The 12,289-nt window shown below is 71.3% G+C and carries 14 protein-coding genes and 3 pseudogenes; 9 read left to right on the top strand and 8 right to left on the bottom strand.

Annotated features, from left to right (window positions below; translation table 11 throughout):
• Window positions 1-16: 16 nt before the first annotated feature.
• Window positions 17-564, bottom strand: a pseudogene (locus ACIRQ9_RS32355) (transposase); the annotation flags it as partial.
• Window positions 565-761: 197 nt separating this feature from the next.
• On the opposite strand from ACIRQ9_RS32355, the gene ACIRQ9_RS32350 reads away from it, so the two are divergent.
• The 3 genes and pseudogenes from ACIRQ9_RS32350 to ACIRQ9_RS32340 all read left to right on the top strand — a co-directional run.
• Window positions 762-1,043, top strand: coding sequence for a hypothetical protein (locus ACIRQ9_RS32350; protein ID WP_404181486.1), 282 nt, complete (start codon window positions 762-764; stop codon window positions 1,041-1,043).
• Entirely contained in the window at window positions 1,040-1,360 is a 321-nt protein-coding gene (locus ACIRQ9_RS32345; RefSeq protein ID WP_404181483.1) for a hypothetical protein, read from the top strand. Before ACIRQ9_RS32350 ends, ACIRQ9_RS32345 begins: the two co-directional genes overlap by 4 nt.
• Before the next feature lie 102 nt (window positions 1,361-1,462).
• Window positions 1,463-1,790, top strand: a pseudogene (locus tag ACIRQ9_RS32340) (transposase); the annotation flags it as partial.
• A gap of 64 nt (window positions 1,791-1,854) precedes the next feature.
• Here the strand turns inward: ACIRQ9_RS32340 and ACIRQ9_RS32335 are convergent.
• Window positions 1,855-2,244 carry a hypothetical protein gene (locus tag ACIRQ9_RS32335; protein ID WP_404181480.1) on the bottom strand — a complete coding sequence of 130 codons (390 nt, stop codon included), beginning with the start codon at window positions 2,242-2,244 and terminating at the stop codon, window positions 1,855-1,857.
• A 480-nt stretch (window positions 2,245-2,724) separates the two neighbouring features.
• Window positions 2,725-3,141: a TIGR03618 family F420-dependent PPOX class oxidoreductase gene (locus tag ACIRQ9_RS32330; protein ID WP_404181477.1), complete on the bottom strand. Its 417-nt coding sequence runs from the start codon at window positions 3,139-3,141 to the stop codon at window positions 2,725-2,727.
• A 289-nt stretch (window positions 3,142-3,430) separates the two neighbouring features.
• On the opposite strand from ACIRQ9_RS32330, the gene ACIRQ9_RS32325 reads away from it, so the two are divergent.
• From ACIRQ9_RS32325 to ACIRQ9_RS32305, 5 genes and pseudogenes are all read left to right on the top strand, one after another.
• A complete protein-coding gene (locus tag ACIRQ9_RS32325) occupies window positions 3,431-3,976 on the top strand; it encodes a DUF3159 domain-containing protein (RefSeq protein WP_404181475.1) in 546 nt (181 codons plus the stop codon).
• A gap of 253 nt (window positions 3,977-4,229) precedes the next feature.
• Window positions 4,230-4,319: pseudogene (locus tag ACIRQ9_RS32320) on the top strand (MarR family transcriptional regulator); the annotation flags it as partial.
• An 82-nt stretch (window positions 4,320-4,401) separates the two neighbouring features.
• The gene (locus ACIRQ9_RS32315; RefSeq protein WP_404181675.1) at window positions 4,402-4,596 is read left to right on the top strand and encodes a hypothetical protein; all 195 of its coding nucleotides are present in this window, start codon (window positions 4,402-4,404) and stop codon (window positions 4,594-4,596) included.
• A 64-nt stretch (window positions 4,597-4,660) separates the two neighbouring features.
• A complete protein-coding gene (locus ACIRQ9_RS32310) occupies window positions 4,661-5,308 on the top strand; it encodes a hypothetical protein (protein WP_404181472.1) in 648 nt (215 codons plus the stop codon).
• 57 nt (window positions 5,309-5,365) lie between these two features.
• Entirely contained in the window at window positions 5,366-5,584 is a 219-nt protein-coding gene (locus ACIRQ9_RS32305) for a hypothetical protein (protein ID WP_404181469.1), read from the top strand.
• A gap of 100 nt (window positions 5,585-5,684) precedes the next feature.
• Here the strand turns inward: ACIRQ9_RS32305 and ACIRQ9_RS32300 are convergent, their stop codons facing one another.
• The 3 genes from ACIRQ9_RS32300 to ACIRQ9_RS32290 form a co-directional block, all read right to left on the bottom strand.
• Window positions 5,685-5,981, bottom strand: a complete 297-nt coding sequence (locus tag ACIRQ9_RS32300) for an antibiotic biosynthesis monooxygenase (RefSeq protein ID WP_404181466.1) — start codon at window positions 5,979-5,981, stop codon at window positions 5,685-5,687.
• Window positions 5,982-6,075: 94 nt separating this feature from the next.
• Window positions 6,076-6,381, bottom strand: a complete 306-nt coding sequence (locus ACIRQ9_RS32295; RefSeq protein WP_404181463.1) for an FAD-dependent monooxygenase — start codon at window positions 6,379-6,381, stop codon at window positions 6,076-6,078.
• On the bottom strand, window positions 6,378-7,307 hold the full coding sequence (locus ACIRQ9_RS32290; protein WP_404181460.1) for an FAD-dependent monooxygenase: 930 nt from the start codon (window positions 7,305-7,307) through the stop codon (window positions 6,378-6,380). Before ACIRQ9_RS32290 ends, ACIRQ9_RS32295 begins: the two co-directional genes overlap by 4 nt.
• Before the next feature lie 123 nt (window positions 7,308-7,430).
• Between ACIRQ9_RS32290 and ACIRQ9_RS32285 the strand changes: the two genes are divergently transcribed.
• A complete protein-coding gene (locus ACIRQ9_RS32285) occupies window positions 7,431-8,096 on the top strand; it encodes a TetR/AcrR family transcriptional regulator (RefSeq protein ID WP_404181457.1) in 666 nt (221 codons plus the stop codon).
• 305 nt (window positions 8,097-8,401) lie between these two features.
• Here ACIRQ9_RS32285 and ACIRQ9_RS32280 read toward each other — a convergent pair whose 3' ends face one another.
• Both ACIRQ9_RS32280 and ACIRQ9_RS32275 read right to left on the bottom strand, forming a co-directional pair.
• Entirely contained in the window at window positions 8,402-10,885 is a 2,484-nt protein-coding gene (locus ACIRQ9_RS32280) for a glycosyl hydrolase 2 galactose-binding domain-containing protein (RefSeq protein ID WP_404181454.1), read from the bottom strand.
• A gap of 35 nt (window positions 10,886-10,920) precedes the next feature.
• Window positions 10,921-11,907: an acetylxylan esterase gene (locus ACIRQ9_RS32275; RefSeq protein ID WP_404181451.1), complete on the bottom strand. Its 987-nt coding sequence runs from the start codon at window positions 11,905-11,907 to the stop codon at window positions 10,921-10,923.
• Between the last annotated feature and the right edge of the window lie 382 nt (window positions 11,908-12,289).

Genomic DNA, 12,289 nt, shown 5'->3' with positions numbered 1-12,289 from the left:
CTGGGTCAGCGCTGTTCTCAGGGACGACCTCGCCGTCGGCGATCGCGTAGAGGTGCTCGACCCGGGCCTTCTTGGCCGCGTAGTCGGGGTCGTTCGAGTATTTCCAAGTCTTCACGCGTTGAAAGGAGACGCCCTCCTCGCGGAGCAGAACCCGCGGGCCCTCGTGGCTGATCTCGTCGCCCACCCCCTCGGCGACCAGGAAGTCGGCCGGCTTGACCAGGCTCGGGGTCGAGAAGAGCAGGCCGTGCTCGGCCGGCTTGGACCTGGCGATCTTCTTGATCTCGCGACGCTCGGGCAGCGTGAACGTCCTGGGGGGCCGCCCCTGTACTTCGGGTAGTGCGAGTCGAAGCCGTCGGCATTGAAGTTGTGCAGGACATCGCGGACGCGGTCCGGGCTGGTGAACGTCACCATCGCTATCTTTTCGACGGGCATGCCCTGCGCTGACAGCAGCACCATCTGGGCCCGGCGCCAGGTCACCACCGAACCGGTGCCCCGGCGGATGATCCGCAGCAACCTCTGGCCCTCGTCGTCGTCGATCTCCCGCACCCTCACCCGTTCAGCCACGGCGGCCACCCACCACGGCGCCCGACCGCCACCGTCACCTATGAGCACGCTCATTCTTTCTTCAGGGCCGTCTCCGGCATGGGCACGTCCGAGTCTGAGCCCCTGTCGGAATGGTGATATCAACTCCGCTTCGCCACACGAATGGCTACGCTGAGGTTGAAGACGAACCGCAGCGACGGCCGCACCCGGAGACGCACGTGCAGGAATTCCCCGCTCTTCCCGAACAAAGCAGCAGGACACACCCCGTTCCCCGCACGATCGAAGCGATAAGTGCGGCGCTCGGGGAGGAGAAGCGACAGGCGTTTCATACGGCGCTCTGGCGGGCGCCGCTGGGCCCGGAACTCAACGACGTGATGAACGTGTGGTGGATGGAAGCAATGTTCGATGCGGTCCCCGATCGCAGAAACCGTCTGGCCAGGACGGTCGCCGGTCGTGACCTGGTGCGCCTGCCTGACCTGCTGGCGGCTGATCACTCATGACATCCGTAGCTCGCGGCTGGCAGGCCGTCACCGAACTCAGAGCAGCCGAAGTCCTCCATGCCATGGGTACGTCGGGATCCACGGAACTTCACGACCAGATGATCCACTTCTTTCGCGCATTGGCCCTCGAAGTGGGCGACTCCGTCGAGTCGGGCAAAGTCCCGCCGGGGCTACCAATGAAGATCGACGACGTCATCTGGTACAGCGTCGCCGTGCCCCGAGAGGGAATTTTCTTCAGCTACAGCATCTACACCAGCGAACGGCAGATACGCATCTGCGACCTCATCTGGATCAGCACCGACCCAGAGTTATTCTGACCCGGCCTGTGCCCTGGCGCCGACGGCACGGGGACCGCAGTCTTACGGAGGCAGGGCGACTAACTAAGACGTCATCTCATGTGAATCGCTGGGCTGTCGGTCGTGGGTTCGATCGTTGAGCGGCTGGTGCCGGACGAGTTGGGGGAGCTGTTCCGAGCGGCTGGTTCCGGAGGCTCCGTCGCGGACTCAGGGCGGCGGTCGGCCTCGGCATGGTGACCGGGAAGTGCTGGCTGCGATCGTGTTCGTGGCCACATCGGGCTGCACGTGGCAGCAACTGCCGTCCGTGTCGTCCGCGTCGTTCGGGCCGTCGGCAGCGACGGCCCACCGGCGCTTTACCGAGTGGTCGAACGCCCGGGTGTGGGCGAAACTTCACCGTCTGGTCCTCGATGAACTCGGCGCCCGCGGGGAACTGGACTGGTTTCGCCGCGCCGGAGTCCCAGGCTTCGGCGAGCGGAACCATGTGATCGACATCGAGTTCCTTCGCTGAGGGTCACCTACTTCTGGTCATACTCTGAGAACCACCGGCCCCCGCTCAGCGCGCACTTCGGGCCGACCTCGGGTGCCTCCAGCGCCTCGGACAGGATGACCTCCCTGCGGGTGTCGCAGGCGTCGGTCGGGTTCTCACCCCGGTTCCAGTGCCTGAACTGATCCCGGTTGTCACTGTCCCGGGAGCCCTCCTCCGCCTCCTCGATCCACGACAGAGCCTCGAAAAGCGGCACCCCTTCCGCCGACGGCGGGGCGACCCGGGCAGCCGCAGCGGACACCACGGCGGACGGGAGCGGTACGGCCGGACGAGCTCCGGCCGGGGCCGCAGCCACAGGCGCAGCCAGCGGGAGGACGGTCAGGGCGAGCGCGGGCAGAGCGCCCAGCACGTTCTTGATCACATCAGCGGGCCTACTGGCAACAGACCTCCGCAGGCGCCCACGAACGGAGTGGTCAAGTGCATGGCGGGCTTTCTGTTGGACGGCGCGTCGGTGAGGCAGTCGATCATGCCTGCTCGGTGCCGCTAGGGGACACGACAGGCTCGGAGTGGCGGGCGCGCCTGCCGAGAGGAACAGTAGCGACGTCGGCGGAGGACGTGGTCCATTCCGCCGGCTCGGGAGCAGCCGATGATCAGAACCAGCCTGCAGAGTCGCCGGTGGGCCGACGCGTCGACCCACCGGCAATACCGCACCTGACCTGCTGTGATCTGCTCGGCGGCGAAGCCTCTGCGCTTCGCTGCCGCTTCCCGCTGGGCGGGCCTGGTCAGTAAGAAAGGTGGAGGTGGCGGGCGGAACCGGACCTGGTGGCCGGCATGCGCCTGCTCATGGACTCGCATGCGGATCCGGGTCCGACAGGGCCAAGGCGGAGGACTCGCGTGGGCTTCATCGGGGTTGTTGCGTGCCCATCATGCGGTCGACCGCGATTTCGATGACCACGCGCCGCGGGTTCGGCCGAGGCGTCCGGTATCGCTCCGTGTAGCGACGTTCGGCGTCCGCGACGGCGGCGGGGTCCGCGGTGACGGCGGCGGTGCCTTCGAGGGTGGTCCAGCGTCGCCCGTCCACCTGGGTGAGGGCGACGCGGGCCGCCCGGCCCGCCGCCTCGACGTTGCGGGCCTTGACGCTGCCCGCGCTGGTGATCACGCGGGCAGTGGCGGTCGCGGGGTCGTAGGTCGCCCCGACCGGCGTGAGGTGGACCGACCCGTCGGGACGTGTGGTGGCGAGGACGCACAGGTGTCGCTCGCGCCAGAAGCTGCGGGCCTCGCTCGCCGTCGGTTCGTCCGGGCTGGTGCTGGTTTCCATGGGTGTGCGCCTCTTCGTTCGGCTGGTCTGCAGGAGTCTCGTCGAGCATTGTCACTCGTTCATTTGACTTTGTCATCTAGTTGAATGACTATCGGATGCGGGGCGCCCCGCGCCATCAGCGGCGCTTCGCCACGGCGGGCCGCCTGGAACACCACACGTCGAACGAGGCCACGCTATGGACTTCCAGGAACCGAACACCTCGACGCGCCTGACTCCCGCCGCGTCCCCGCCGCCACGCGTGGAGCGCGGCGGACGCGGCCGGCCCGCACCGGGCCGGTGGAGCCAGGCGATGACGGTGGTGACCACGGCCGCGCCGACGGTGGCGTTCCTCGTGGGCAGCGGGGCCTCGCTCACCGTGGGCCTGGTCGCTGCTGCGGCGACGGCCCTGGCCGTGTTCTGCTGGCGGGCCGTGCGGGGCGAGCGGATGCGGCAGGCCGTGATCGGGCTGGCGATGGTGGCGGTGTGTGCGGGCGCGGCCGCCATCACCGGGCAGACCCGGGGCTTCTTCCTGGTGCCGACGCTGATCCCGTTCGCGGTCATCGCGGTGTGCCTGGCGACCATCGCCGCCGGGCGCCCGTTGACCGGGCTGGTCCTGAACAAGGTGAGCGGCGGTCCGGCCCAGTGGCGGGGGATCCCCAGACTGCGCCGTGTCTACACCTACTCCACCTGGGCATGCATCGCGGTCAACGTCGTCAACGGCGTGTTCCAGGTCGCCTTCTACCGGGCGAACGACCCGGTCGTGCTGGGGGTGCTGCACATCGCCACCGGCCCCGTCTTCGCGGTGATCGTCGCCGTGACCATCGCGTGCGCCCGCCGCGCCATGCCCAAGCACTGAGTACCTGTCGGTGCCCGGGCGCGGCACGGCTGGCGTGGCCCCGGGAGTCAGGCCCGCCCCGGCGCTGGACCTGCATCGACCGTGTCGACTGCTACCGTCTCGATCGGGCTCAGATGTTGTTAGCGTCCCGGCATGACCAACCAGCCCGCCGGTCCCGGCGTCGACGCACACGCAATAGACCGTCCTAGGGACAGATCGCCCTTCGCCCCGGGGGCTGCTGCTGCGCCGGGCCCACGCCCAGGCCGCTTCGGTGATGAGCGGGGCGCTGCGTCCGCTGGGCGTGGAGCTGCGGCACTTCGCGGTGCTGATTCAGTTGGCCGACCGGGGGCGGGTGGCGCAGCGGGAGCTGACCGAGGCCACGGGTTTCGACAAGGCCGCGGTGATGCGGATCGTGGACGACCTACCTGGAGGCCCGCGGCCTGGCCGTGCGCAAGGCGGTGCCGGGCAACCGCCGGGTCCGGGCCGTGGAGATCACCGCTGCCGGACGGGAACTGTTCGACGCCGCGCACGTGGCCGCCGCGCCCCTGGCCGACGAGCTGACCGTGGACTTCGAACCGGGCGAGGCCGCACTGCTGATGGACATGCTGTCCCGGATCGCGTATCCGGGCCGCGCTGACTGATCCCGCCGCCGCAGCGGCAGGACCGCAACCGCTCTCCCCCTCCCGCGGAAGGTCAGGACAACCAGTGAACGTGCCGCCTCGCAAGGCCACCGCCCTCTTGGCCGCATCGCTGGCGCTCGGCGCGCACGCGCTGCGCACGGCCGGCGCGAGCGTCGCGGCGACGCAGGCCGAGCGGGAGGAGCCCCGTGCCGGTGACGATCTGGTGGCCCCGGCGGAGGTGGTCATGGACCGCGCGTTCTCCGTCCCGGGGACGCCGGCGCAGGTGTGGCCCTGGCTTCAGCAGCTGGGCAAGCAGCGCGCGGGCTGGTACCTCAGCCGCCGCCTGGAGCGCCTGGTGCCGCGAGGCCGACGGGCGGCCCGGACGGTCGAACCCCGCTGGCAGCACCTGGTCGTCGGTGACGACATCCCCGACTATGGCGGACCGCACGAGAAGTTCACCGTCGCCCTCCTCCAAGCGCCCCACATCCTGGTCTACACCTCCCTGCGAGGCACGGTGTACCTGTCGTGGTCGCTGGTCCTGCGCGCCGAACCGACAGCCGGCGGTCCGGCGCGGACGCGGGTGCTGCTGCGCCTGCGGATGGCGCCGGTCAAGCGGCGCTGGCTGGCCAGGAGCGGCGGCGAGCTGATCGACGTGCTGACGGTGGCCGCCATGGCCGGCGGCCTGCGTGAACGCCTTGCCGATGAACCGCGCGGCGCGGCGCGGCCCGCCTGAACCCACCCGGCGCGGGGCGCGGCTTGGCCGACGGGCGGGCGTTCGCCCATCCGAGGGTTGCGTGCGGCCACCGACGCCATCGACCCGGCCCTGACCGCGCTGTGGCGTGGCGGCCCGCCCGCCCCCGAGGCGTGGCCGGCGGGGAACGGCTGGGATCCGGCCGTGCGTCAACTGGCCGAGGTCGCAGCGGGATTCGGGCGGCCGGTTCCTGCCGCCTACGGTGCGGGGGCGCAGGCCGAAGGCCGGTCCTGGCTGGGGACGGCACGGCGGCCGTAGGCCGGCCGGCGAGGGTCCCCGGCCGCCGTTCCGCGCACAGAGCAGGCGGAGAGCAGAGCCGGCCGGCCTGCGACACGCAGCCCCGCCGGCTCGGGTGGGCTCAGGTGGCCGGGCGGAACTCGCCCGCGGTGCGGTAGCGCACCGGCTCGGGGTGTGACAGGGCCCAGACCGGGGCCATCACCTCGCGCACCGCGGGGTCGCCCATCATCGCCCGCACGTCGCCGGCATGCTGCCGGCGGGCGAGGTTGACCACGCGGGTGCGGTCCTCGCTGACCAGGAGCCGGGCGTCGATGAACCCGGTCCGCTGGCGCAGCACTCGCTCGGCCACGGCGGCGAGCAGGTCCAGGAGCTCCTGCGCGCGCTCGGGTGTGCTCGGGAAGGTGGACACGATGGTCACGATGCCGTCGTCGGCGGGGGAAGCGTCGGTGGGGGGGGCACGGTGGAGCCGTCCTTTCAGGACACGGGAGGGTGGGCGGCCCGGGGTGGTCCGGTCAGCTGGGGAAGACGGCGCGCTTGACCGGCGGGACGCGGTCGGCGACGCGCAGCACGGTGCGGAACGCCGTGCGCGGCAGGCGGGCGCCCTTGCCCGCGTTGCGGGCGTTGCGCAGCGAGGCGGCGACCGCCGGGTTCGCGTAGCTGCGCATCTCCTCCTCGTAGCCGGCGACCGCCTGCTCCAGGCGGTGCCAGTCGCCGCGGGCCAGCGCGCGGCGCAGCGCGGCGGCGTCGCGCAGCGCGGTGTTGGCGCCGACCCCCGCCATCGGGGTCATGTTGTGGATCGCGTCGCCGACCAGCGTCACGTTGCTGGAGGGCAGGAGGTCAGGGGCGGCATGCTGCGCAGCGCGACCGGGGCGACGGAGCCGATCTCGCAGCGGCGCACGAGCGTCGTCAGGGCGGGAGACCAGGCGGTGATGCGCGAAAGCACCAGCTCCCGCAGTGCCTTCGGGGTGTACTGCTCGACGTCGGCGGGCAGGTGCGGGCGGCCGTCGATGTAGGCCCACACCACGTAGGAGCCGTCCGTTCCCGCGGCGGCAGCGGCGGTGTCCGCGGCGGTCAGGTGGGTCCCGGTGCGCCACGCGCACACGAACATCCAGCCCGGCCCCGCGGGCACGATGCTGTTGGGCGTGCCGTCGAGGATTTCCGGCGGCAGCTGCGAGGTCGCCGCCTCGGTCAGCGCGGTGCGCCCGGCGATGGTCAGCACGCCGATGTCCTGCCGCTGGATGTCGGGCAGGTACTGGGAGCGGACCCGGGAGTCGCTGGCATCCGCACCCACCAGCAGGTCGCCGTCCTCGCTGCTGCCATCCGCGAAGTGGGCCCGTATCCGCCCGCCAGGCAGCTGCTCGTAGTGGGTGAACTCCTTTCCCCACGCCACGCACTGCTCCGGCAGGCCGTGCAGCAGCATCTCGCGCAGGCCCAGGCGGCTGACCGAGCGGCGGCTTCCCCGGTGCCCGTTGCCCACCCGGGTCAGCCGTCGCAGCTGATCGTCGTAGAACCCGGACGTGCTGCCGGCGAATCCCGCGGCCTGGTCGATCATGGCCCAGTTCTCCGGGGGCAGGCACTCGCGCAGCGCCGCGCACCCGGCCTCGTTCAGATGCAGCCCGTAGCCCTGGAGTCCGACGGTACGGTCCGAGCGCCGCTCGAAGACCCGCACCCGCACCCCGTCGCGGTTGAGCCCCTGCGCCAGCGCCAGACCGCCCAGGCCCGCGCCGATGACCAAGACCTTCATGTCCACTCCTCGGTTGGGTTGTTCCCTCCCCTCAATGTCATTCGTTCAGATGACAAAGTCAAACAGTCGAGTGACAAGTCATGTGAGTGGATGAAATCTGGTGGCGCGGCTACGCTCTTGGCCATGGCAACCGAGAGAAGCCCACGTCGGGCCCCCCGCGATGACGAGCGGCGGCGCGACTCCGGTCGGACCCGCGAGCGGATCATCAACGCCGCGGTCGGCGAGTTCGGCGCGCACGGCTACTCCGGCGCCCGCGTCACCCGCATCGCCCAGGCCGCCGGGGTCAACGCGCAGCTCATCTCCTACCACTTCGACGGCAAGGCCGGCCTCTACCAGGCCGTCCTGGAACGCGGCACCGGCGACCTGGACTTCCTGCCCGCGCCAGACCGGCCGCTGAGCGAGGTAGCTGCCGACTACGTGCGCACCACCGCCCGCAACGCCGACACCACCCGTCTGCTGGCCTGGGAGGGCCTGGGCAACGCCCCCGAACGGGGCGAGCACGACGGCATCGAGCGCTACGGCCAGGACCGCACCGCGTTCACCCATGGCATCGTCGAGCAGTTGCGCGAACGCCAGGCCCGCGGAGAGTTCCCCGCCGACCTCGACCCCCGCCACCTCCTGCTCGCTTTGTTCGCCATGACCAGCGCACCCGTCCTGCTTCCCCAGGTCGCCCGGCAGATCTTCGGCCCCGACACCGACACGACTGCCCTCCCCGAGGACTTTGCCGAGCAGATCCGCCGGCTCATCGGCCACCTCGCCGCCCCGCCTCCCGGCGGCAACCCAAACTGACACATCGCAGACGCTGATCGACCGGCTGAGGTACGAGGGGAACTCTTCGGCGAGGTGCAGAGGGCCGCTGAGGCCGCCCGGTGGGGCGGTGTCACCGGGCCCGGGAATGCCGTAGGCGTGGCAGGCGCCGAGGTCGCGGAACAGGTTCAGGGCGTGCGGGTACGCGTCAGTGGGCACACCGTGCAGGTCCACGGGCTCCAGGAGGTCCTGGAGCCCCTGGCGGAAGTCCGTTGCGCGGGTCTCCTCCGCGTTCGGGGTATGGAGCGCCATGACTCCGTCGGGGGCGGACCCGATGCGGTCGTGAATCAGGACCCGAGCAGGTCGTTGACGCAGCGCACGGTCAGCGGGTGCTGCCAGCGGGGGTCGTCGGCCGGCGCCGTGGTGTCTACGTGGAAGACGTGCTCCTCGCCGGGGAGCAGGGTGACCATCTGCTCGTCGACGTACGCATCGTCGTCGAGCCGGTCCGCGTGCAGCACCACGTCTCGCAGGAAGGTGTGGGCCGTGACGCGAACACGGACGCCGTCCGGGGCCGCCTCGGTGATCACGGAGAGGCGCGCGGCGGGCAGGTCGGCGGTGATGTCCTCCGCGGTGAGGAGTCGGTCGAGGACCTGCGCGCCGTCCCGGACCGTCACCACCAGCGCGGCGTCGCCGACCGGCAGTTCGACCGGCAGGGAGGCGGTCGCGCCGACCGGCAGGGCCACCGGGTGGACGTCCTGGGAGAGCGGCTCGCCGGCCACCGTGTGGACCTGGACGGTGATCTTGGTCCGCCACGGATTGCCGCCGTTGTTGGTGAGCCGCACGAAGGGCCGGCGGCCGGCGGCCTGCGACACGGCGCCATGCCGGGGCCGGTAGGCGGCGCGCAGCGCATACCACGCGAGCTTGCGGTGGCCGTCGCCGTCGACGGTCGCCCACGAGGCGACCGGCCAGCAGTCGTTGAGCTGCCACAGTATGGTGCCGGAGCACCTCGGCCACTGGCCGCGAAGGTGGTCGACGCCGAAGCGGACGGCCCGTGCCTGGTTGAGCTGAGCGAGGTAGATCCAGTCGGCCATCTCCTGCTCGGGGTCCTTGCGGCGACGGCCGGGCAGGTGCGGCAGGACACCGCGCTGCAGTTTCGCCACCCCGTCCTTCGCCTTCTGGTGCGCGTCCGCGACCGGTCCGGTCGGGGCCGGGGGTCCGTCGTTGATCGCGCGCCGCACGGTGGGCCAGCAGGCTGGCCCCTGGAAGCCGAACTCGGCGACGAAGCGCGGCTGGTACTCGGCGTAGGCGGTCCAGTCGCGTTCGTTCCATACGTCCCAGATGTGGATCGGCCCGTGCAGCGGGTCGTTCGGGTGCAGGTCCGGTGCACCGGAGTACGGGCTGCCGGGCCAGTACGGTCGGGTCGGGTCGAGTTCGGCGACGACCCCGGGCAGCAGGTCGGTGTAGTAGCCGTGCCCCCACGAGCGGTCGCCGACGATCTCGGGCCAGCCCCAGTCGCGGAACCCCCACAGGTTCTCGTTGTTGCCGTTCCACAGCACCAGGCTGGGGTGCGGGGCGAGCCGGGTGACGTTGTCGCGGGCCTCGGCAAGCACCTCGCCGCGCAGCGGCTCCTCCTCGCTGTAGGTCGCGCAGGCGAACAGGAAGTCCTGCCACACCAGCAGGCCACGCTCGTCGCACAGGTCGTAGAACTCGTCCTTCTCGTAGATGCCGCCGCCCCACACCCGCAGCAGGTTGACGTTCGCCTCCACGGCGTGGTCGAGCGCGGCTGCGTAGTCGTCCCGGCCAAGTCGGGAGACGAAGCAGTCGTCGGGGATCCAGTTGACGCCACGGACTGGTACGTGAACGCCGTTGACGAGGATCTCGAACGGCGTTCCCGCCCGGTCCGGTGCGGTGTGCAGGGAGGTGGTGCGCATGCCTATTCGGCGAGACCAGCGGTCGGCAGGACCCTGGCTGTCGTTCAGTTCCACCGTGAGGTCGTAGAGAGGCTGTCCGCCCAGGCCAATCGGCCACCACAGGCGGGCGTCGGGTACGTCGACGGTGAGTTCGGCGGTGTCGGCGCCGACGGGGACCCGGACGGCGGCGCGCTGACCGGCTACGGTCGCGGTCAGCAACAACTCGTCCGACGGTGCGTCGGGGGCGCGGCGGACGGCGACCTGCGCGGTGACCGTCACGGGACCGTCCTGGCCGGGGCGTGCGACGGCGACGGCGGGCCGGACGGACTCCAGCCGTGCGCCGCTCCAGCTGAGCAGCTCGACCGGCTTCCAGATGCCCGCGGTGACAAGGGTCGGCCCCCAGTCCCAGCCGAAGTTGGCGGCCATCTTGCGGACGTGGTTGAAGGGCTCGTCGTAGGTGGTCGGCAGTTCGCCTGACTCGGCCCGGCGGGCGTCCGTGTAGGCGTACACCGAACTGATCCGCACCTCCAGTTCGTTGCCGGTCGGGCGCACCCACTCGGAGACGTCGAAGCCATAGGTACGGTGCATGTTCGCGGTGCGGCCCACCACGTGCCCGTTCACGCTGACCTCGGCGACAGTGTCCAGGCCGTGGAAGACCAGTTCGTGCCGGGTCGCGCCACCCGCGTGCGGGAGGTCGAACGAGGTGCTCCACGTCCAGTCCGAGCGGCCGATCCAGTGCTGTTCGGCCTCGTTCAGGCCGACGTACGGGTCGGCGAGCAGGCCCGCGGTGAGCAGGTCGGTGTGAACGCAGCCCGGGACGGTGGCGGGCACGATGCGTCCGTGCATGTCGGCGGGCGCGTCGGGGTGCGGGCCGGTGAGGGTGAGGCGCCATCCCGTGCCAATGGTCGACTTGGTGGTCATGTGGTGCTCCTGGGTGGGTCGGTGCGGGGCGGCCCTCAGGGCGTGCGGTGTCCGGTGACGGCCGCCATGAATACGACGTGCTCGGCGAGTTGGTGGTCGCCACCGCCCTCGTGGGCGGCGTACTCCCAGACCCTGATGTCCTTGTCGGCGCCGCCGGTGCGCTCTCCCCAGCGGTGGTAGGCGGCGAAGACGGTGGACGGCGGACAGACCGGGTCCATCAGGGCGACGGAGAACCGCACCGGGGCGGTGGCTCGAGCGGCGTGGTTGGCGCCGTCCAGGTAGGAAAGCGTGTCGAAGACCCGCTCCACCTCAGCGGGTCGGCCCTGGAGGTAGTCGGTGATCTCCCGGTAGGGGTGAGAGTCGGTGATCTGGGTGGCGCGCCGGAAGTGGCACAGGAACGGCACGTCGACGCAGGCCCCGGCCAGGCCGGAGCGCAGCCCGGCGACGGCGATCGCGATCCCGCCGCCCTGGCTGCCGCCGACGACCGCGATCCGGTCGGGGTCCACTTCGTCCAGGGCGGCGACAGAGTCGACGGCCCGGACAGCGTCGGTGAACAGGCGCCGGTAGTAGTGGTACTCGGGGCCGGCCAGACCTCGGGTGAGCACCCCGCCGGTCTGCGGCTCAACGTCCCCGTCCGGGGTGTCGGCCGCTCCGTAGGCGCTGGACTGGCCGCGGCTGTCCATGAGCAGGTGGGCGTAGCCGAGCGAGGACCACAGGGTGGGGCGCAGGGCGGAGCCCCGGGCGCAGCCGTAGCCGAGGTACTCCACGACGGCCGGAAGCGGCCGCCGCACCCCGCGCGGCAGCCAGAGCCAGGCGCGGACGGGCTGGCCGGCGAAACCGGAGAAGGTGACGTCGAAGGTGTCGACGTGGACCAGGCCGTTGTCGACGCGCCGCAACACGGGCGGAGCGGCCGCGGCGCGGGACTCCGCCAGTGTCTTCGCCCAGAAGGCGTCGAAGTCGTCGGGCTCGGCGCCGTCGAAGCGGTAGCCGTGCAGTTTTGCCAGGGGAAGGTCGGTGAACACGGGGACCTCGAGGGTGCTGGGCGCGAAGGCGGGGGAGCCCGCAGCCGGTGCCAGCACCGGGTGCCCGCGGCGTCGGCGACGGGGGAGCCCGGGTGGGGCTGCGGGGTGCGGTGACGTGCGCTCACCGTAGTCGGGGGCCGTGCACAGCAGGAGGCGCGGAACCCGACTGCGCACGGTCGTCCATATTCCGCGGCCGCCGAGCGCCGCACGGGCCGGGCCGGTCACGGCCGTCCATGGGGCGGGCGTCCCAGACCGCGTCGACCGAACCGGCCCGTTCCTACGCCGCGGGTTTCGACTGCCGAGAGACCCGGGCACACCGCCGCACCACGGACACGGAGGCGCACATGCTCATTCGCCCGCTCAGGAGACCGGCACCACACCG

This window comes from Streptomyces sp. NPDC101237 (assembly GCF_044767465.1).
In the GTDB taxonomy this organism is placed as follows: Bacteria; Actinomycetota; Actinomycetes; order Streptomycetales; family Streptomycetaceae; genus Streptomyces; species Streptomyces gramineus.
Note: the sequence above shows the minus strand (reverse complement) of the source record. Positions and strands in the feature narration are given on the sequence as shown.